At 69.9% G+C, this 18,236-nt stretch carries 20 protein-coding genes; 4 read left to right on the top strand and 16 right to left on the bottom strand.

Translation table 11 applies throughout. The features are described 5' to 3' along the window. Positions 1-40: 40 nt before the first annotated feature. The 16 genes from gmk to aroC all read right to left on the bottom strand — a co-directional run bounded on the left by gmk (position 41) and on the right by aroC (position 15,186). Positions 41-973: a guanylate kinase gene (gene gmk, locus ACQ86L_RS03490; RefSeq protein WP_434317705.1), complete on the bottom strand. Its 933-nt coding sequence runs from the start codon at positions 971-973 to the stop codon at positions 41-43. Further along, positions 966-1,838: an orotidine-5'-phosphate decarboxylase gene (pyrF, locus tag ACQ86L_RS03495; RefSeq protein ID WP_434317706.1), complete on the bottom strand. Its 873-nt coding sequence runs from the start codon at positions 1,836-1,838 to the stop codon at positions 966-968. Before pyrF ends, gmk begins: the two co-directional genes overlap by 8 nt. Continuing rightward, positions 1,835-5,116, bottom strand: coding sequence for a carbamoyl-phosphate synthase large subunit (gene carB, locus ACQ86L_RS03500; protein ID WP_434317707.1), 3,282 nt, complete (start codon positions 5,114-5,116; stop codon positions 1,835-1,837). The genes pyrF and carB overlap by 4 nt, the downstream gene beginning before the upstream one ends. Then, positions 5,116-6,318 (bottom strand): glutamine-hydrolyzing carbamoyl-phosphate synthase small subunit, encoded by a 1,203-nt coding sequence (gene carA / locus ACQ86L_RS03505; RefSeq protein ID WP_434317708.1) that lies wholly within the window; start codon positions 6,316-6,318, stop codon positions 5,116-5,118. The genes carB and carA overlap by 1 nt, the downstream gene beginning before the upstream one ends. Continuing rightward, positions 6,302-6,826, bottom strand: coding sequence for a hypothetical protein (locus ACQ86L_RS03510; protein ID WP_434317709.1), 525 nt, complete (start codon positions 6,824-6,826; stop codon positions 6,302-6,304). The genes carA and ACQ86L_RS03510 overlap by 17 nt, the downstream gene beginning before the upstream one ends. Then, complete coding sequence (locus ACQ86L_RS03515; RefSeq protein ID WP_434317710.1) at positions 6,819-8,147, bottom strand: dihydroorotase; 1,329 nt, start codon at positions 8,145-8,147, stop codon at positions 6,819-6,821. Before ACQ86L_RS03515 ends, ACQ86L_RS03510 begins: the two co-directional genes overlap by 8 nt. Further along, on the bottom strand, positions 8,144-9,118 hold the full coding sequence (locus ACQ86L_RS03520; RefSeq protein WP_434317711.1) for an aspartate carbamoyltransferase catalytic subunit: 975 nt from the start codon (positions 9,116-9,118) through the stop codon (positions 8,144-8,146). Before ACQ86L_RS03520 ends, ACQ86L_RS03515 begins: the two co-directional genes overlap by 4 nt. Then, positions 9,115-9,666 (bottom strand): bifunctional pyr operon transcriptional regulator/uracil phosphoribosyltransferase PyrR, encoded by a 552-nt coding sequence (gene pyrR / locus ACQ86L_RS03525; RefSeq protein WP_434317712.1) that lies wholly within the window; start codon positions 9,664-9,666, stop codon positions 9,115-9,117. The genes ACQ86L_RS03520 and pyrR overlap by 4 nt, the downstream gene beginning before the upstream one ends. Positions 9,667-9,743: 77 nt before the next feature. After that, entirely contained in the window at positions 9,744-10,460 is a 717-nt protein-coding gene (locus ACQ86L_RS03530; protein WP_434317713.1) for a DsbA family protein, read from the bottom strand. Then, positions 10,457-10,879 carry a transcription antitermination factor NusB gene (gene nusB / locus ACQ86L_RS03535; RefSeq protein WP_208039424.1) on the bottom strand — a complete coding sequence of 141 codons (423 nt, stop codon included), beginning with the start codon at positions 10,877-10,879 and terminating at the stop codon, positions 10,457-10,459. Before nusB ends, ACQ86L_RS03530 begins: the two co-directional genes overlap by 4 nt. Further along, positions 10,879-11,442 (bottom strand): elongation factor P, encoded by a 564-nt coding sequence (gene efp / locus ACQ86L_RS03540; protein ID WP_345834854.1) that lies wholly within the window; start codon positions 11,440-11,442, stop codon positions 10,879-10,881. Before efp ends, nusB begins: the two co-directional genes overlap by 1 nt. 100 nt (positions 11,443-11,542) lie before the next feature. Then, positions 11,543-11,980, bottom strand: coding sequence for a type II 3-dehydroquinate dehydratase (locus ACQ86L_RS03545; RefSeq protein WP_434317714.1), 438 nt, complete (start codon positions 11,978-11,980; stop codon positions 11,543-11,545). Between the two features lie 5 nt (positions 11,981-11,985). Beyond that, positions 11,986-12,375, bottom strand: a complete 390-nt coding sequence (locus ACQ86L_RS03550) for a hypothetical protein (protein WP_434317715.1) — start codon at positions 12,373-12,375, stop codon at positions 11,986-11,988. After that, positions 12,375-13,454, bottom strand: a complete 1,080-nt coding sequence (gene aroB, locus ACQ86L_RS03555; protein ID WP_434317716.1) for a 3-dehydroquinate synthase — start codon at positions 13,452-13,454, stop codon at positions 12,375-12,377. Before aroB ends, ACQ86L_RS03550 begins: the two co-directional genes overlap by 1 nt. Continuing rightward, entirely contained in the window at positions 13,451-13,972 is a 522-nt protein-coding gene (locus tag ACQ86L_RS03560) for a shikimate kinase (RefSeq protein ID WP_434317717.1), read from the bottom strand. The genes aroB and ACQ86L_RS03560 overlap by 4 nt, the downstream gene beginning before the upstream one ends. A gap of 5 nt (positions 13,973-13,977) precedes the next feature. Next, on the bottom strand, positions 13,978-15,186 hold the full coding sequence (gene aroC, locus ACQ86L_RS03565) for a chorismate synthase (protein WP_434317718.1): 1,209 nt from the start codon (positions 15,184-15,186) through the stop codon (positions 13,978-13,980). Between the two features lie 81 nt (positions 15,187-15,267). Between aroC and ACQ86L_RS03570 the strand changes: the two genes are divergently transcribed. Genes ACQ86L_RS03570 through ACQ86L_RS03585 form a run of 4 tightly spaced genes read left to right on the top strand, consistent with a single transcriptional unit; the run spans position 15,268 to position 18,189 of the window. Continuing rightward, positions 15,268-15,537, top strand: a complete 270-nt coding sequence (locus tag ACQ86L_RS03570) for a hypothetical protein (RefSeq protein WP_434317719.1) — start codon at positions 15,268-15,270, stop codon at positions 15,535-15,537. Continuing rightward, the gene (locus ACQ86L_RS03575; RefSeq protein ID WP_434317720.1) at positions 15,534-15,857 is read left to right on the top strand and encodes a hypothetical protein; all 324 of its coding nucleotides are present in this window, start codon (positions 15,534-15,536) and stop codon (positions 15,855-15,857) included. The genes ACQ86L_RS03570 and ACQ86L_RS03575 overlap by 4 nt, the downstream gene beginning before the upstream one ends. Further along, positions 15,857-17,521, top strand: coding sequence for a hypothetical protein (locus tag ACQ86L_RS03580; RefSeq protein WP_434318977.1), 1,665 nt, complete (start codon positions 15,857-15,859; stop codon positions 17,519-17,521). Before ACQ86L_RS03575 ends, ACQ86L_RS03580 begins: the two co-directional genes overlap by 1 nt. Beyond that, the gene (locus ACQ86L_RS03585; RefSeq protein ID WP_434317721.1) at positions 17,518-18,189 is read left to right on the top strand and encodes a hypothetical protein; all 672 of its coding nucleotides are present in this window, start codon (positions 17,518-17,520) and stop codon (positions 18,187-18,189) included. Before ACQ86L_RS03580 ends, ACQ86L_RS03585 begins: the two co-directional genes overlap by 4 nt. The last annotated feature ends 47 nt before the right edge of the window (positions 18,190-18,236 follow it).

Consider the following 18,236-nt stretch of genomic DNA (forward strand, 5'->3'; position numbering starts at 1 on the left):
AACTGCGGTAGAGCGCCGTGCCGGCGCGTACGATTCCGATCTACGGGCGCGACGGCGCCGCGCGGACCTTCATCAAGTCTACGACCTCCCGGGCGGCGTCAGCGACCGTGTGGTTGACCACACGGTAGTCGAACTCGTCCTGGGCGGCCAGTTCCACCTTGGCGGTCTCCAGCCGGCGCTGCTGCTCGGCGGCCTCCTCGGTGCCGCGCCCGATCAGGCGCCTGACCAGCTCGTCCCAGGTCGGCGGCAGCAGGAAGATCAGCCGCGCCTCCGGCATCGTCTCGCGCACCTGACGGGCGCCCTGCAGGTCGATCTCCAGCAGCACGCTCCTGCCCTGCTCCAGCGCCGCCTCGATCGGCCCGCGCGGCGTGCCGTAGCGGTAGGCGTTGTGCACGGTCGCGTGCTCCAGGAGCTCGCCCTGCTCGATCATCCGGTCGAACTCGGCGTCGTCGACGAAGTAGTAGTTGACGCCGTCGACCTCCCCGGGCCGCGGCGCGCGCGTGGTCGCGGAGACCGACAGCAGCACCTCCGGGTAGTTCTCCCGGATGTAGGTGGAGACGGTGCCCTTGCCGACGGCGGTCGGCCCGGCCAGCACGACGAGCTGCTGGCGGCGGCGCCCGGCGCGGTTCTCGCGCTCGATCAGGAACTCGCGGAGCTTCAGCCGCTGGTGCCTGCCGAGGCCGCCGAGCCGCTTGGCCGGCGAGATGGCGAGGCGCTGCATGGCCTCCTGCATCTTCGTGGTCCCGATCGCGGGAACGCTCAGCAGGAACTCGGTGACCCGCAGCCGGCCCTCCACACCCTCGGGCGCGGCGGTCGCGTGGTCGAGGACGACCAGCGGCGAGACCTCGCGGGCGGCGATGGCGTTCTTGACGGCGGCACGCGCGCGACGGGCCGCGACGGCGGCCGCGGAGGCGGCGGTCCGGTCGACCTCCGGCGGCGCGGGGCGGCGGGAGGCGGTGGTCGGCTCAGCCATGGCTGGCGCGCACCTCCTCGGCGCGGCGGGAGACGGCCTCGGCCAGCCCGCGGGGGCCGGCGGTCAGCAGCCCGCGGGACTCGCTCACGATCACCCCGGGCGCGAACGCCCCGAAGAGCGCGTCCATGTCGGACACCCTGGCGCCCTGGTGGCCGAAGCCGGGCGCGAGCACCGGGACGGTCGGCGCGATGGCGGTCGCCGTGTCGATCCCGTAATCCCCCAGCGCGACGGTGGCGCCGAGCACCAGACCGACCGTGCCGAACGGATGCGGAGGCTGCTCCTGGTTGAACGCGTGCACGTCTTCGATGATCGCACGGGCGACCGTCATCCCGGCACGGGGTCCCCCGGCGACGACCGCCTGCTGGACAGCCGCGGCCTCCGGGTTCGAGGTGGCCGCGAGCACGAACAGGCCCTTGCCGGCCGCCTCGGCGAGCCGCATCGGCTCCGCGATCGAGCCGACGCCCTGGAAGGCGGCGATCGTCATGGCGTCGGCCTCCAGGGGCGAGCCCGGGGTCAGCCACGCCTCGGCGTAGGCGGCGACGCTCGTCCCGATGTCGCCCCGCTTCGCGTCGGCGATCACCAGGAGCCCGGCGTCGCGCGCCGCGCGGATGACGTCCTCCAGCGCCGCGTAACCAGCGGACCCGTAGCGCTCGAAGAAGGCCACCTGCGGCTTCACGATCCCGGCCCGGCCGGCCGCGGCCTCCACCACGCGCAGTCCGAACGCGCGCACGCCGGCGGCGGAGGCCTCCAGGCCCCAGTCCGCCATCAGGTGCGCGTGCGGGTCGATGCCGACGCACAGGCGGCCGTGAGCGTCGAACGCCGCGGCCAGCCTGTCGCCGAACGACACCGAGGTCGCCTCCGTCACGCGCGCTCGGCCCTCTGCAGCGCGTACTCCTGCAGCGACGTCACCTCGAAGCCCTCGCGCACCGCGTCGAGCGACGCGACGGCGGCGCTCAGCTCCGCGATGGTCGTGAACAGCGGCTTGTCGCCGGCCACCGCCGCGGCGCGGATCTCGTACCCGTCCGCGCGGGCGGAGCGGCCGCTCGGCGTGTTGATGACGACGTCCACCTCGTTGCGCGTGATGAGCCCGACGACCGAGTCCTCCTCCGGCGCCTCGCTGAACTTGCGCACGATGCTCGCCTCGATGCCGTTGCGGTTGAGCACCTCGGCGGTGCCCTCGGTGGCGACGATGTCGTAGCCGAGCTGCTTCAGCCGGAGCACCGGGAGGACGATCGCGCGCTTGTCGCGGTCGGAGACCGAGACGAACACGGTGCCCTCCAGCGGCATGCCGCCGTACGCCGCGGCCTGGCTCTTGGCGAACGCGGTCGGGAAGTCGCGGTCGATGCCCATGACCTCGCCGGTCGAGCGCATCTCCGGGCCGAGCACCGAGTCGACGATCTTGCCCTCGCGGGTGCGGAACCGCTTGAACGGCAGCACGGCCTCCTTCACGGCGACGGGCGAGTCCATCGGGATGACCGAGCCGTCGGCCTCCGGCAGCAGGCCCTCCTCGATCAGGCCGGTGACGGTGTCGCCGACCATGATCCGGGAGGCGGCCTTGGCGAGCGGGATGCCGAGCGCCTTGGACACGAACGGGACGGTGCGCGACGCGCGCGGGTTGGCCTCCAGCACGTAGAGCACGCCGGCGCCGATCGCGAACTGCACGTTGAGCAGGCCGCGGACCCCGATGCCCTCGGCGATCTTCAGCGTCGCCTCGCGCACCCGGTCGATTTCGCGGCGGCCCAGCGTGATCGGCGGGAGGGTGCAGCTCGAGTCGCCGGAGTGGATGCCGGCCTCCTCGATGTGCTCCATGACGCCGCCGATGTAGAGCCGCTCGCCGTCGTACAGCGCGTCGACGTCGATCTCGATCGCGTCGTCCAGGAACCGGTCGACCAGCAGCGGGTGCGCAGGCCCGACGATGCCCTGTCCCGCGACGCGCTCGAAGTAGTCCGCGAGCGAGGGGGTGTCGTAGACGATCTCCATGCCGCGGCCGCCGAGCACGAAGCTGGGGCGGACGAGCACCGGGTAGCCGATCTGCTCCGCGGCGTGCGCGGCGCTCGGGAAGTCGATCGCCGTGCCGTTGCGCGGGGCGAGCAGCCCGGCGTTCTCCAGGATGCCGGCGAACAGGCCGCGCTCCTCCGCCAGGTCGATGGCCTCCGGCGTGGTGCCGAGGATCGGGACGCCTGCCGCCTCCAGGCCCTTGGCGAGGCCGAGGGCGGTCTGGCCGCCGAGCTGAACGACGACGCCGACCAGCTCGCCGGTCTGCGACTCGGCGTGGATGACCTCCAGCACGTCCTCCAGCGTCAGCGGCTCGAAGTACAGGCGGTCGGAGGTGTCGTAGTCGGTCGAGACCGTCTCCGGGTTGCAGTTGATCATGATCGTCTCGAACCCGGCGTCGTGCAGCGCGAAGGACGCGTGCACGCAGGAGTAGTCGAACTCGACGCCCTGGCCGATGCGGTTCGGGCCGGAGCCGAGGATGACGACCTTGCGGGTGTCGCTCGGGGCGACCTCCGTCTCCTCGTCGTAGCTGGAGTAGTGGTACGGCGTGAGCGCGGGGAACTCGCCCGCGCAGGTGTCGACCGTCTTGTAGACCGGGCGGACGCCGAGGATGTGCCGCACCTCGCGCACGTCGGCCTCGCCGAAGCCGCGCAGCTCGCCGATCTGGGCGTCGGAGAAGCCGTGGTCCTTGGCGTAGCGGAGGGTGTCGGTGTCGAGCGTCTCGGCGTCGCGGAGCTGCTCGGCGACCTCGTTGATGAGGACGATCTGGTCGATGAACCAGGGGTCGATCTTGGTCGCCTCGAAGACCTGCGCGGGCGTCGCCCCCAGGCGGAGCGCCTGCTGGACGTCCACGATCCGGCCGTCGGTCGGGGTCGCGATCGACTCCAGCAGCTCCTCGACGGTGCGGGACTCCGCGCCCCAGTGGAACGACGAGCCGCGCTTCTCCAGCGAGCGGAGCGCCTTCTGCAGCGCGCTCGTGAAGCTGCGGCCGATCGCCATCGCCTCGCCCACCGACTTCATGGTGGTGGTCAGCGTCGGGTCGGCGGCCGGGAACTTCTCGAACGCGAACCGCGGCACCTTGACCACGACGTAGTCGAGCGTCGGCTCGAAGCTCGCCGGAGTCACCCGGGTGATGTCGTTGGGGATCTCGTCCAGCCGGTAGCCGATGGCGAGCTTCGCGGCGATCTTCGCGATCGGGAAGCCGGTGGCCTTCGACGCGAGCGCCGAGGAGCGGGAGACGCGCGGGTTCATCTCGATGACGATGATCCGGCCGTTCTCCGGGTTCACCGCGAACTGGATGTTGCAGCCGCCGGTGTCGACGCCCACCGCGCGGATGATGTCGATGCCGATGTCCCGCAGCTTCTGGTACTCGCGGTCGGTCAGCGTCAGCGCGGGAGCCACCGTGATCGAGTCGCCGGTGTGCACGCCGACCGGGTCGACGTTCTCGATCGAGCAGACGACCACCGTGTTGTCGGAGGTGTCGCGCATCAGTTCGAGCTCGTACTCCTTCCAGCCGAGGATGGACTCCTCCAGGAGCACCTCGCTGGTCGGGCTCTGGTGGATGCCGTCGCCGGCGATGCGGCGCAGGTCCTCCGGCGTGTAGGCGAAGCCCGAGCCGAGTCCGCCCATCGTGAACGAGGGGCGGACGACGAGCGGGTAGCCGAGGTCCTCGGCGAACTCCAGCGCCTCCTCGACGGTGTGGGCGATGTGCGAGCGCGCGACCTCGGCGCCGGCCTCGACCACGAGCTCCTTGAAGATCTGGCGGTCCTCGCCCTTCTGGATCGCCTCGAACTTCGCGCCGATCAGCTCGACGCCGTACTTCTCCAGGATGCCGTGCTCGTGGAGCTGCATGGCCGCGTTGAGCGCGGTCTGGCCGCCCAGGGTCGGCAGGATCGCGTCCGGCTTCTCCTTGGCGATGATGGTCTCGATGACCTCCCAGGTGATCGGCTCGACGTAGGTCGCGTCGGCGAAGTCCGGGTCGGTCATGATCGTGGCCGGGTTGGAGTTCACCAGGATGACGCGCACGCCCTCCTGCTTGAGCACGCGGCACGCCTGGGTGCCGGAGTAGTCGAACTCGCAGGCCTGGCCGATGACGATCGGGCCGGACCCGATGACCAGGACGGAGTGGATGTCGTCGCGTTTGGGCATCAGTCGGTGCCTTCCTGGGTCTCGTCGGTCGAGCCGGCCTCACGCTTGTGGATGCTCTGTTTGTCAGTGATCATGGCGAGGAACCGGTCGAACAGATAGTTGGCGTCGTGCGGGCCGGCCGCAGCCTCCGGGTGGTACTGCACGCTGAACGCGTCGATGTCGAGGCAGTTCAGCCCCTCCACGACGTTGTCGTTCAGGCTGAAGTGGCTGACCTCCACCGCGCCGAAACCGGCCGGCGAGTCGAACGTCGCGTCGATCGGCGCCTTGACCGCGAAGCCGTGGTTCTGCGCGGTGATCTCCACCCGGCCGGTGCGCTTGTCGAGCACCGGCTGGTTGATCCCGCGGTGGCCGAACGGCAGCTTGTAGGTGGTGAGGCCGAGGGCGCGGCCGAGGAGCTGGTTGCCGAAGCAGATGCCGAAGTACGGCAGCCCGGCGCGCAGCGTCTCCTGGAGGAGCGCGACGTGCTTGTCGGAGGCCTGCGGGTCGCCGGGGCCGTTCGAGAAGAACAGCGCGGACGGGTTCAGACTGAGCACGTGCTCGGCGGTGACCTGCTGCGGGAGGACGTGGACGTCCAGGCCGCGCGCGGCGAGGTTGTCGAGCGTGGACTTCTTGACGCCCAGGTCGAGCACCGCGACCGAGCCGACGCGCTCGCCGACCGCGGGCACCGTGTAGGGCTCGACGGTGGAGACCTCGGCCGACAGGTTGCGGCCGGACATCTTCGCGCCGGACAGCACCAGTTCCAGCTGCTCGGAATCGCTCAGCCCGAAGTCGTCGCCGGAGAAGATCCCGGCGCGCATCGCGCCCGCCGAGCGGATGTGGCGGGTGACGGCGCGGGTGTCGATGCCGCTGATGCCGACGACGCCCTGCTCCACGAGGTCGTCGTCGAGGCTGCGCTGGGCGCGGAAGTTGGAGACGACCCGGCTGGGCTCGCGGACGACGAAGCCGTCCACCCAGATCCGGCGGGACTCCATGTCCTCGTCGTTCGTGCCGGTGTTGCCGATGTGCGGCGCCGTCATGAGGACGATCTGGCCCGCGTACGACGGGTCGGTCAGGGTCTCCTGGTAGCCGGTCATGCCGGTGGCGAAGACCGCCTCCCCGAGCGTCCGCCCGCGGGCGCCGTAGGCCCGGCCCACGTAGCGCTTCCCGTCTTCGAGGACGAGCACGGCAGGTTCTGCTGCGGCCACGTCACACCTCGCTTTCATTGCTGTCCGCGGGCGTGCCGCCCGGGAGGATGTCTTCGACGGCCGCGGTCAGCAGACCGCGCCCGGCCGGGTCCACGACCCGGAAGTAGCTGTCGGCGGACGCGCCGCCGCTGGTGGTCCAGCCGAGCCGGAGCAGGCCGTCCCGCTCCACGACGCGGTCGATCGTGACCGTCGCCGCGCCGACGCCGGTGAGCGCCGTCGCCGGGATGAACACCGGCGGCTCCCCCGTGACGCGCAACTGCACGCCGTCTCCGGAGACCTCGACGGTGCCCCGGCCGCGGTACGACAGCCCGGGCAGCGCCAGCCGCTCCAGCGGCTCGCCGGCCTTGGTCGTGGCGACGTAGAGCACCTCGGCGGAAGCCGTCACGGCCGCCACGGTCTCCGGCGCCGGGTAGCCGCCGCCAGCGGGGGCGTCGCGCCGCACGCGGCGTCGCCAGCCGACCAGCGCGAGGGCGAGCACGACGATGACGACGAGGAGGATGCCGATGGTCGGCAGCAGCTTATCCACGTGCCGCCTCCAGTTCCTCGACCACAGCCCCGTCGAGCACGGTCGCGTAGCCGCGGTGGAAGGTCGCCACCACGCGGCCCGGCAGCGTCATCGACAGGTAGGGCGAGTTGACGCCCTTGCCCGCGAGGTCGCCGGTCGAGAACTCCCGGGACGCCGTCGGGTCGTAGAGGAACAGCTCGGCCGGTGCGCCGGTCTCCAGCGGGAGGCCGTGGCCGTCCAGCCGGCCGATCCTGGCGGGGGTCGCCGAGAGCACGCGGGCGATGTCGGTCCAGCCGAGGAGGTCATTGTCGACCACCGACGCCTGCACGACCGAGAGCGCAGACTCCAGCCCGACCATCCCGAACGCGGCGGCGTCCCACTCGCAGTCCTTGGACTCCACCGGGTGCGGCGCGTGGTCGGTGGCGACGATGTCGATCGTCCCGTCCGCAAGGCCCGCGCGCAGCGCCTCCACGTCCTCCGCGCGGCGCAGCGGCGGGTTGACTTTGTAGCGCGCGTCGTAGCCGGAGGCCAGCTCCTCGGTCAGCAGCAGGTGGTGCGGCGTGACCTCCGCCGTGACGTCGACGCCGCGCGCCTTCGCCCAGCGGATGACGTCCACCGAGCCGGCGGTCGACACGTGGCAGACGTGCAGGCGCGAGCCGACGTGCTCGGCGAGGAGCACGTCGCGGGCGATGATCGACTCCTCGGCGACGGCCGGCCAGCCGGTCAGGCCCAGCTCGCCGGACAGCGCGCCCTCGTTCATCTGGGCGCCCTCGGTGAGCCGCGGCTCCTGCGCGTGCTGGGCGATCACGCCGCCGAACGCCTTGACGTACTCCAGCGCCCGGCGCATCAGCAGCGGGTCGGAGACACACTTGCCGTCGTCGGAGAAGACCCGGACCCTGGCGCGGGAGTCGGCCATCGCGCCGAGCTCGGCCAGCCGCTCCCCCGCGAGCCCGACGGTCACGGCGCCGATCGGCTGGACGGTCGCGTAGCCCGCGGCCTCGCCGAGCCGGAGCACCTGCTCCACGACGCCGGCGGTGTCGGCGACCGGGGAGGTGTTCGCCATCGGGAAGACCGCGGTGAAGCCTCCCGCCGCGGCGGCCCGCGTGCCGGTCAGGACCGTCTCGCTCTGCTCATAGCCGGGCTCGCGCAGGTGCGTGTGCAGGTCGACCAGGCCGGGCAGGGCGATCAGGCCGTCCGCGTCGATCACGGTCGCGCCCGCGTCGCTCGCGTCGCTGCCGGTCGCGGCGATCCGGCCGTCGGCGAGCAGGAGGTCGGTTCGCGTGCCGTCGGCCAGAGTCGCGCCGCGGATCAGGTACTTCTGGGTCATCACGCTCTCACTCATCGCACACCGTCATTCGTCTGCTGGTCATCCCTGTCGCCACCGGAGAGCAGCAGATACAGTGCCGCCATTCGCACGGACACACCGTTGGCGACCTGCTCCCGCACCGTCGACCGCGGCGAGTCGGCGGCGGCCGCCGAGATCTCCAGCCCGCGGTTCATCGGTCCCGGGTGCATCACAATGCTATCGGCCCCGAGCCGGCCCAGCCGTTCGTCGTCCAGCCCCCAGCGCCGCGCGTACTCGCGCTCGGAGGGGAAGTAGGCCGCGTGCATCCGCTCACCCTGGATGCGCAGCATCATCACGACGTCCGGCCCGGCGTCGATCGCCGCGTCCAGGTCGTAGCCGATCGCGGCAGGCCAGCTCGACACGTCGACCGGCAGCAGGGTGGGCGGCGCGACCAGGGTCACCTGCGCGCCGAGGGTCTGGAGCAGCCACACATTGGAGCGGGCGACCCGGGAGTGCAGGATGTCGCCCACGATCGTCACCGTCACGCCGTCGAGGTCGTGCCCGCGCGATGCGCGGCCGTGCAGCCGGCGCCGCATTGTGAAGGCGTCGAGCAGCGCCTGGGTCGGGTGCTCGTGGGTGCCGTCGCCGGCGTTGAGCACGCCCGCGTCGATCCAGCCGCTGGTCGCGAGCGTCTGCGGGGCGCCGGAGGCGCTGTGCCGCACGACGACCGCGTCCGCGCCCATCGCCGCGAGCGTCTGCGCGGTGTCCTTCAGGCTTTCGCCCTTGGACACGCTGGAGCCCTTGGCGGAGAAGTTGATGACGTCGGCCGAGAGCCGCTTCGCCGCCGCCTCGAACGAGATGCGCGTGCGGGTGGAGTCCTCGAAGAAGAGGTTGACGACCGTCTTGCCGCGCAGGGTCGGCAGCTTCTTGACCTCGCGCTCCTGCACGTCGGCCATGTCCTCCGCGACGTCGAGCAGGGTGATCGCGTCGTCGCTGGACAACGTCTTGGTGCTGAGCAGGTGCCTCATGCTCCGGCCTCCTCGATGGTCACCGACTCCTCGCCGTCGACCTCGTCCAGCCGCACGAAGATGCGCTCGGATGCTGCCGACGGCAGGTTCTTGCCCACGAAGTCCGCCCGGATCGGCAGTTCGCGGTGCCCGCGGTCGACCAGCACGGCCAGCCGGACGGCCCGCGGCCGGCCGAGGTCGCTGAGCGCGTCGAGCGCCGCGCGAATGGTGCGGCCCGAGAAGAGCACATCGTCCACCAGGACGACGGTGCGGCCGTCGATCGGCCCCGGCAGCGACGTCGGCTGCGGCGCCCGGGTGGGATTCCGGGACAGGTCGTCGCGGTACATCGTCACGTCGAGGGAGCCGACGATGTCGTCGGGCGACGCGACCGAGTCCGGCTCGATCCGCTGGATGTTCGCGGCGATCCGCCGGGCGAGCACGACGCCGCGCGTCGGGATGCCCAGGATCACCAGGTCGTTCGTTCCCCGGTTGGACTCCAGGATCTCGTGGGAGATCCGAGTCAACGCCCGGGCGATGTCAGCCTGCTGCAGCACGGTGCGCGCTGTCATGCCGACCTCCTTCCCCGCCTCACAGGACGGCTGTTAAAGGATGCCAATTGGATCGAGCCTAGCAGGCCCGGCGCGGCTCACCGGCCCAGGAAGCCGGCGAACTCCTTCTCGTCGCTGATCGAGCCGGTGTACTGCTTGCCGTTGACGAGCACCGTCGGGGTGCCCTGGATGTTGTCGAGGACCTTCTTGCCGTCGACCTTTATCGGTCCCGACTGCGACTGAGCCGTGTTCGCCTGCGCCCACGCCTGGTACGGCCCGCTGCGGTCGAGGCAGCCCGAGATGTCGGTGATGCCGTGGTCCGTCGCGAGCTTCGCCAGCTGCTTGTCGGTCAGGCCGCTGGAGTTCTCCTCCGGCTGGTCGGCGAACAGCGCCTGGTAGTACTCCAGCGTGCGCTCCGGCTCGTGCACGGCGACGCAGACCAGCGCAGCCGACGCCCGGGTGGAGTACCCGGTGCCGTTCGACGCACGGTCGAGGAACGTCAGCGGGTGCAGGCGGAGCGTGATCGAGCCGTCCTTGACGGCGCCTGCCAGCGTCGCGCCGTTCGACTTCTCGAACGCGCCGCAGACCGGGCACATCGGGTCGAACCACAGGTCGACCTTCTTCGGTCCGGAACCGGCGGAGACGTAGCCGCCGTCGAAGTTCGCGGCGCCGTCGGTGCCCGTGGCGGGCTTCGCGGTCGTGACCGGGACGTTCGAGTTGCCACCGAGCAGCGAGCAGGACGCGACGCCCGCGGTCATCGCGACCGCGAGCACCGCTGCGGCGACGATCCGGCGGAGCCGGCGCGGCGCGATCATGCGCGCTGCGGGCGGTTCTGCGCGATCTTGGCCAGCAGGCCGTTCACGAAGCCCGCGGAGTCGTCCGTCGACAGCACGGTCGCCGCCTCGACAGCCTCCGAGATGGCGACCCCGTCCGGCACCTCGTCGTTGAACAGCAGCTCCCACACGCCGATGCGCAGGATGGCGCGGTCCACGGCGGGCATGCGCGCCAGGGTCCAGCCCTGCGCGTACGTCTCGATCTGCTCGTCGATCTCGTCCTGGTGGTCGATCACGCCGTCCACGATCTCGCGCGCGTACAGCCAGGAGGCCTCACGCGTCGGCTCGTTGGCCGCGCGCTCCGCCTCCGCAGCCAGGGCCTGCGGCAGGGTCAGCTGCCGCAGGTCGGCGCTGAACAGCACATCGAGCGCGCGCTTGCGCGCCTTGGTCCGGGCGCTCACTAGTCGTTGACGCGGCCGAGGTAGTCGCCGGTGCGAGTGTCGACCTTGACCTTGGTGCCGGTCTCCAGGAACAGCGGGACCTGGATCTGGTAGCCGGTCTCCACGGTCGCGGGCTTGGTGCCGCCGGTGGAGCGGTCGCCCTGCAGGCCCGGCTCGGTGTAGGTGATCTCCAGCACGACGGATGCCGGGAGCTCCACGTAGAGCGGCGAGCCCTCGTGCAGCGCGACGGTCACGTTCTGGTTCTCCAGCATGAAGTTGGCGGCGTCCGCGACGACCGGGCCCGGGATGGTGAGCTGGTCGTAGTCGCTGGTGTCCATGAAGACGAAGTCGGCGCCGTCCTGGTACAGGTACTGGTACTCGCGGCGGTCGACGTTGGTGATCTCGATCTTCGCGCCCGCGTTGTAGGTGCGGTCGACGGTCTTGCCGGTCGTGACGTTCTTCAGCTTCGTGCGGACGAACGCTCCACCCTTGCCCGGCTTGACGTGCTGGAACTCGATGACGCTCCAGAGCTGTCCGTCGATGTTGAGGACGATGCCGTTCTTGATGTCAGCGGTCGATGCCATGCGGGAGTTCCATTCGGTTTGCGGAAGTTACGGGTGGAATCGGCGCCCCTCGCCGTCCACGACGGGCTCCGGCGTACGGAGCCCCAGAAGATTCTAGACGTCAGCGCGCGTTTCGGCGAATGAACGCCAGCGCGAGACGGTACGACTCGAAGCCGAACCCGGCGATCACGCCGGTGGAGACGGCGCTGATGACGCTGGTGTGCCGGAACTCCTCGCGCGCGTGCGGGTTCGACAGGTGCACCTCCACGACGGTTCCGCCGGCCTTCGTCACGAGCGAGACCGCGTCGCGCAGCGCGTACGAGTAGTGCGTCCAGGCCCCCGCATTGAGGATGACCGGGGCACCGGAGTCGGCGGCTTCGTGCAGCCACCGCAGCAGCTCGCCCTCGACGTCGGTCTGGCGGAGGTCGATGTCCAGCTCCGGGGCGTCCGCGGCCAGCTGGGCGCGGAGGTCGGCGAGCGTCCCCGCACCGTACACGTCCGGCTCGCGGGTGCCGAGCCGGCCGAGGTTGGGACCGTTCAGGACGAGGACGGAAGTCATGCCGCTCACCCTACCGGCGCCTCGCCGTCCGCGAGCGGACGGACGCGCACCGCCGACCAGACATCGTCCACGGCCACGTTGCTGATCGGCCGCCAGCCGAACGTGCCGGCCTCCTGGATGAACGTGTCCCGGTTGAAGTCGGCCTTGCCGCCCTTCGGGTACAGGAACCAGACGGCGCGGGCGCCCGAGAGCGCGGGCAGCTCGGTCCGGAACTGCGCCATCAACTCGTCGCGGGTGCGCACGAACGTCACGGAGACGGCGGCCTCCTCCGGCGCCACCTCGGTCACGCCGTCCGGCAGCGCGCCGATCACCGCGCGCTCGTCCGCGCCGGCGCCGACGAGGCTCAGGGCGTCGCCCTCCTTGAGCAGCAGCTTCTGCGCGATCGTCTTGGCCATCAGGAGCCGATCTCCTGATACGCGGCGAAGAGCAGGCTCTGGTCCGGACCGGCGAGCACGGTCGGCCGGCCGATGTCGTCCAGCACGATGAACCGCAGGAGGCTGCCGCGCGCCTTCTTGTCGCGCTGCATGCTCGCCAGCAGCGTCTGCCAGCGGCCGAGCGGGTAGCTGGTCGGCAGGGTGAGCGACTCCAGGATGCGGCGGTGCCGGTCCACGGCCTCGTCGCTCAGCCGCCCGCTCAGCCGGCCGAGCTCGGCGGCGTAGACCATCCCGACGGAGACGGCCGCGCCGTGCCGCCACTGGTAGCGCTCGGCGTGCTCGATCGCGTGGCCCAGCGTGTGGCCGTAGTTGAGGATCTCGCGGAGGCCCTGCTCCGTGAAGTCCTCGCCGACCACGCGCGCCTTGATGCCGATCGACAGCTCGACCAGGCGGCGGAACTCCGGCGACTCGGGGTCGGTGGCGACGTCGACGTCCCGCTCGATGATGTCCAGGATCTCCGGCTCGGCGATGAAGCCGTACTTGACGACCTCGGCGAAGCCCGCCAGGAGCTCGTTGCGGCCCAGGGAGGTGAGCGTGTCGAGGTCGCAGACCACCGCGGTCGGCGCATAGAAGGCGCCGACGAGGTTCTTGCCCTCTGCGGTGTTGATGCCGGTCTTGCCGCCCACCGCCGCGTCCACCATCCCGAGCACGGTCGTCGGCACCTGGATCAGCTTCACGCCGCGCAGCCAGGTCGCGGCGACGAAGCCGGCGAGGTCGGTGACGGCGCCGCCGCCGAAGCCGATCACCGCGTCCGAGCGGGTGAAGTCGGCCTGGCCCATGATGCCCCAGAGGAAGGAGGCGACCTCGACGCGCTTGGCGGCCTCCGCGTCCGGGACCTCGGCGAGCAGCACCTCGTACTGACCGAGCAGCGACTCGCGCAGTTCGGCCGCCGCGGCGCCGAGCGTCGGCGGGTGGACGACGAGCACCTTGCTCACGCCGGTGCCGAGGTGCGCGGCGAGCTCGAACCGGAGGCCGCGGCCGATGACGACCGGGTACTGCTCGGTCCCGGCGACGAGGATCTCGGTGGGCTGGTCGGTCATGACTCTCCTTGCTCGGTGCGGCGTTCGGGGATGCCGCCGTCTTCGATCCAGCCCGCGATCTCCTCCACGATGGTCTCGATCGGCCGGGTGGACGTGTCGGCGGTGTAATCCGCGAGCGACTGGTACAGCGGGGTGCGCGCCTCGACGAGCCGCGTCCACGACTCCAGGTCGGTGACCAGCGGGCGCTTGCGGTTGGTGATCCGGGCGGCGATCGCCTCCGGCCGCACGGTCAGCAGGACGACGCGGGTCGCGGCCAGGTCGGCCTGCGTGTCCGGGTCGAGGACAGCTCCCCCGCCCAGCGAGACGATGCCGGGCCGGGCGACGGCCTCCGCGACGGCGGCGCGTTCCAGTGCGCGGAAGTAGGGCTCGCCGTGCTCCGCGAAGATCTCCGCGATGGCGCCGTGCCCGGCGACCACGACCGCGTCGGTGTCCACGAACGTCAGGCCCAGCCGCTTGGCCAGGCGCTTGCCCACGCGCGTCTTGCCCGCCGCCGGCGGGCCGATCAGGACGATCGTCACGGTGCTCAGGCGTAGGGCGCGCTGGCGCGCTCCGTCGCCAGGTTCTGCGGGATGGCGTCGAGGTAGCCGTGGAGGTTGCGCGCCGTCTCGGTGACCGAGTCGCCGCCGAACTTCTCCAGCACGGCGTTCGCGAGCACGAGCGCGACCATCGCCTCCGCGACCACGCCGGCCGCGGGGACCGCACAGACGTCGGAGCGCTGGTGGTGCGCGGGAGCCGCCTCGCTCGTGGCGATGTCGATGGTGCGCAGCGCGTGCGGGACGGTCGCGATCGGCTTCATGCCCGCGCGCACGCGCAGCACGCCGCCGGTGCTCATGCCGCCCTCGGTGCCGCCGGCCTTGTCGCTGGTGCGCTGGATGGCCCCCTCCTCGGCCACGAGCTCGTCGTGCGCCTGCGAGCCGCGGCGGGTGGTCGTGAGGAAGCCGTCGCCGACCTCCACGCCCTTGATCGCCTGGATGCCCATGAGCGCCGCGGCGAGCTGCGCGTCGAGGCGGCGGTCCCAGTGCACGTGCGAGCCGAGCCCCGGCGGGAGGCCGTAGGCGAGCACCTCCACGACGCCGCCGAGGGTGTCGCCCTCCTTGTGGGCGTCGTCGACCTCGGCGACCATCCGCTCGGAGGTGGCCGGGTCGAAGCAGCGCAGCGGGTCGGCGTCGAGCGTCGCGACGTCGGCGGGCGTGGGCAGCGGGGCGTCCTCCGGGACGCGGACCGGCCCGATGGACAGCGTGTGGCTGACGAGCGTGATGCCGAGTTCGGCGAGGAACGAGCGCGCGACCGCGCCGAGCGCGACGCGGGCCGCGGTCTCCCTGGCGCTCGCGCGCTCCAGGACCGGACGGGCCTCGTCGAAGCCGTACTTCTGCATACCGACCAGGTCGGCGTGGCCGGGACGGGGACGCGTCAGCGCGGCGCCGCGGCCGCTGGCGAGCTTCTCCGGGTCGACCGGCTCCGGGCTCATGACGTCCACCCACTTTGGCCACTCGGTGTTGCCGACGCGGAGCGCGATCGGGCTGCCAAGGCTCAGGCCGTGGCGGACGCCGCCGGAGACCTCCAGCGCGTCCTGCTCGAACTTCATCCGTGCGCCGCGGCCATAGCCCAGCTTGCGGCGGGCGAGATCGGCGCGGACGGCGTCCAGGGAGACCGGGACCCCCGCAGGGAGCCCCTCCAGGACGGCGATGAGTTCGGGGCCGTGGGATTCCCCGGCCGTGAGCCAACGAAGCATGCTTCGATTCTGGCACACGCGGAAGTCCCGACAGCTTGACGGTTGCCCTATGCTCACATGTAAGCATTGGGGGTTTTAGTCGTGAAATTGACGTCAAGTGTCGCTGCCGCTCAGGACGCGACGGCCGGTATCGCCGCGATCGACACTGACATCGAGGCGCACACCGTGGAACTCGGTTCCAGCAACATCGCCAGCATGAGGGATGCGGCGGCGGTGACCAACACCGCCCTGGATGGCATCCTCACGCTATCCGCGACTCTGATCAGCCACGCCCGGAATGTCGACGCTCTAGCGAAGCAGATCGAGCAACGCGACAGTCTGGACGCGGCGATCTGGGGTGCTGACTCGTGAGCGGCCCTGATGGACAGAGCTACGGACAGGTCCCGTCCGAGCAGGATGTCGCGGATGCGCTTTCCCAGATTCGCCGCCACGAGGAGCGCTGGGACGAGTATCGGTGGGCGATGAGGGATCACACTTCCCGGTTTGAGGAGGCTGCGGCCGCCTTGGGGACGAACTACTTCGTGCAGAAGGACTTGGCGGCGCGCAGAGAGGTCGACGGCTATATCGGTCGACTCGCGAGCGAGCAGTCAGAGGTGCTGACCCAGACGGTGCGGGCCATCAACGGGGCCGCGGACACGGAGCGGTCGGGCGATGAGGGAGGGGGTGCGTGATGGGGCTGGTCTATGACGCGGCAGATTCGGAGAAGCTGAAGACGGCGCTGAGCGGGAACCTGACCACGGCCCTGTCCGTGTTGGAGGCGACGGAGTCTGCGGCTGGTCGACTTACCGGCGCTTTGAGCGGTGGTGAGCTGTCCGGCAGGGGCTATTCCGCCGCTCAACTCGTCCTGTCTCGAGACATCGCCCCGCAGATCGCCGCAGCACGAGATGAGATCGCGGTCATCGGGAAGGATCTCGAGAAGTTCACGCACGAAGACGGCAAGGTCAATCGTTTCGGGGTGCTGAAAGAGGACGAACTGAAAATCCAGCTCGCCGCGACGAAGGCGCAACGCGACCTCACCGAGCGTCTGATGGAGACGACCGAGGTTGTCGCAGCGGCGGCGGACGCGGCACTGCCTGGGGCAGGGGAAGCGTTGAGGGCGGTGGGTCCCCAGCTGGAGCTCGTGTTGACGCAACTGGAGAACGACATTCGCGACCTTCAGCACCGGTTGGATGCGTTACACGGGTTCAACATGGGCACGAGAGGACTGTTCGGCAAGACCGTGTCCAAGGGAAAGGGCGTGGCCATGTTCACCCCGTCCCGGATCAAGCCGGACCCGAAGAAGGACGCGCGATACCTGACGGAGCTGCTGAAGGGAATGACGCCCGAGCAGCGTTTGGCCTATCTCGACAGCCCCGAGTTCCGCGACTGGGCGTCCAAGCACTGGGAAGGCGCGAAGATCGCGATGGACGCGGCCGCCGACTCCGGGCTCATCCCCACCGATTCAGACGCATACGCGCACTTCCTCACCGGGTATTGGAATCACAAGGCTCTCGTGAAGGCGGGCATCGACCCTACAAAGTGGGATATCAGTCGTGGGACGGAGGCGAACTGGGAGATCATCAAGAAGGTCTACGACTACTACGGCCGCCTCTACCTCAAGAACCCGGATCTCCACTGGGCCGGAATGGCGAACATGATCGGGCCGTCCTTCGCCGGTGGGTTCCGCGACCTCGGAATGCTGCGCAGCATCCTGAAATCCGGGATACAACCCCCGTTCATCCCCAACGAGCTCTGGGCGTCCCTGAAGCAGTTCGGTGATGGCGAACTGGGATTCTTCGAAACCACACTGCTGGGAATGCAGAAGGAGATCTTCCTAGACCAGGCCCGCCAACACGAAGCGTTCCTCACCGGCGGCATGAAGGAAATCGAACGCCTCCGCGCCTCCGGCGCCATCGACCGAAAGACCGCGATCGCATGGAGGCAGATCGCTTCCGGCGACCCCGCGCAAATCGCCGAAGGTAACGCGTTCCTGCTCAAGCGGGAACAGAAAGACATCATCGACGACAACTACGACGCCATGCGCAACCACCCGATCACCGGAGAAGCGATGACGCAGATGATCACGCTTATCGGTGCTGCATCGATCCCGGGAGCCAAGACCTTCCCCGAGGTGTTCTCCGAGGGGAACATCGCCGACAAGGACGACAGGTGGGCGCTGATCGAGAAAGACACCCTGCCCGTCTATCAGGACCTGGTGACCAACCACCCGGACAAGGCGCGGGAGATCATCGGGTCCGACTTCACCCAACGCACCGAAGACATGCGCATCCAAAACCGGCTCCTTGAAATCCTCGACCGGGTGCGGCAAGGGTTCACCGGGAAGGAGAAACCATGAGACGCGTCAGACTGGCCCGCACCACCGCGATCGCCGCCCTGCTGGTGCTCTCTCTGACCGGGTGCGGACTCGTCCAAGCCCTCACCATGACCTCCACGACCCCCAAGTGCAACACCCCAACACAGAGGGCAACCACGATGAACGATCCGAAGAACTCACAACTAGACGAAGCAGGCAAGGAGGAGATCTACAACACCTGCCAGGTCACCTTCGACCTCACCAGAAACCAACTCCTCAAAGAAGACCTCGGCCTCCCCGCCACAGCCCGCTCCGTGCCTAATCTCAGCGTGGACGGCCTCATGACCCTCACCCTCCACGGCTCCCACGGGACACTCACCGCCCATACCGACCGCATCACCTTCTTCACCGTCGCAGACATTGCGTGGGTCGATGAAATCGCCTACTTCCTGACAGCGGACACCCCGGAAGAGTTCTTCACCATCCTCCGCGACGGCGCAGAAGCCTACGGCTTCGACAAAACCAGCGTGGAACGCCACATCAAGTCGATGAAAGATCACCCAGACCGCGGGTCCAAAATTGCCCTTCAGCCAGGTTACAAGCTCGGGTTCGAAGTGATCTACGACTACCGCTACCGAGGCCCCGGACATGTCAACACCGTCATCGTCTCGGTCCATCCGACCGCCAGAGAATTCCAACCACTTCTGTGACTATGAGCACTCCTCCGTCGGTAACGCAAGCCCGAGACTCTATTGGC

Source organism: Leifsonia sp. P73, assembly GCF_051059105.1.
Classification (GTDB): domain Bacteria; phylum Actinomycetota; class Actinomycetes; order Actinomycetales; family Microbacteriaceae; genus Leifsonia.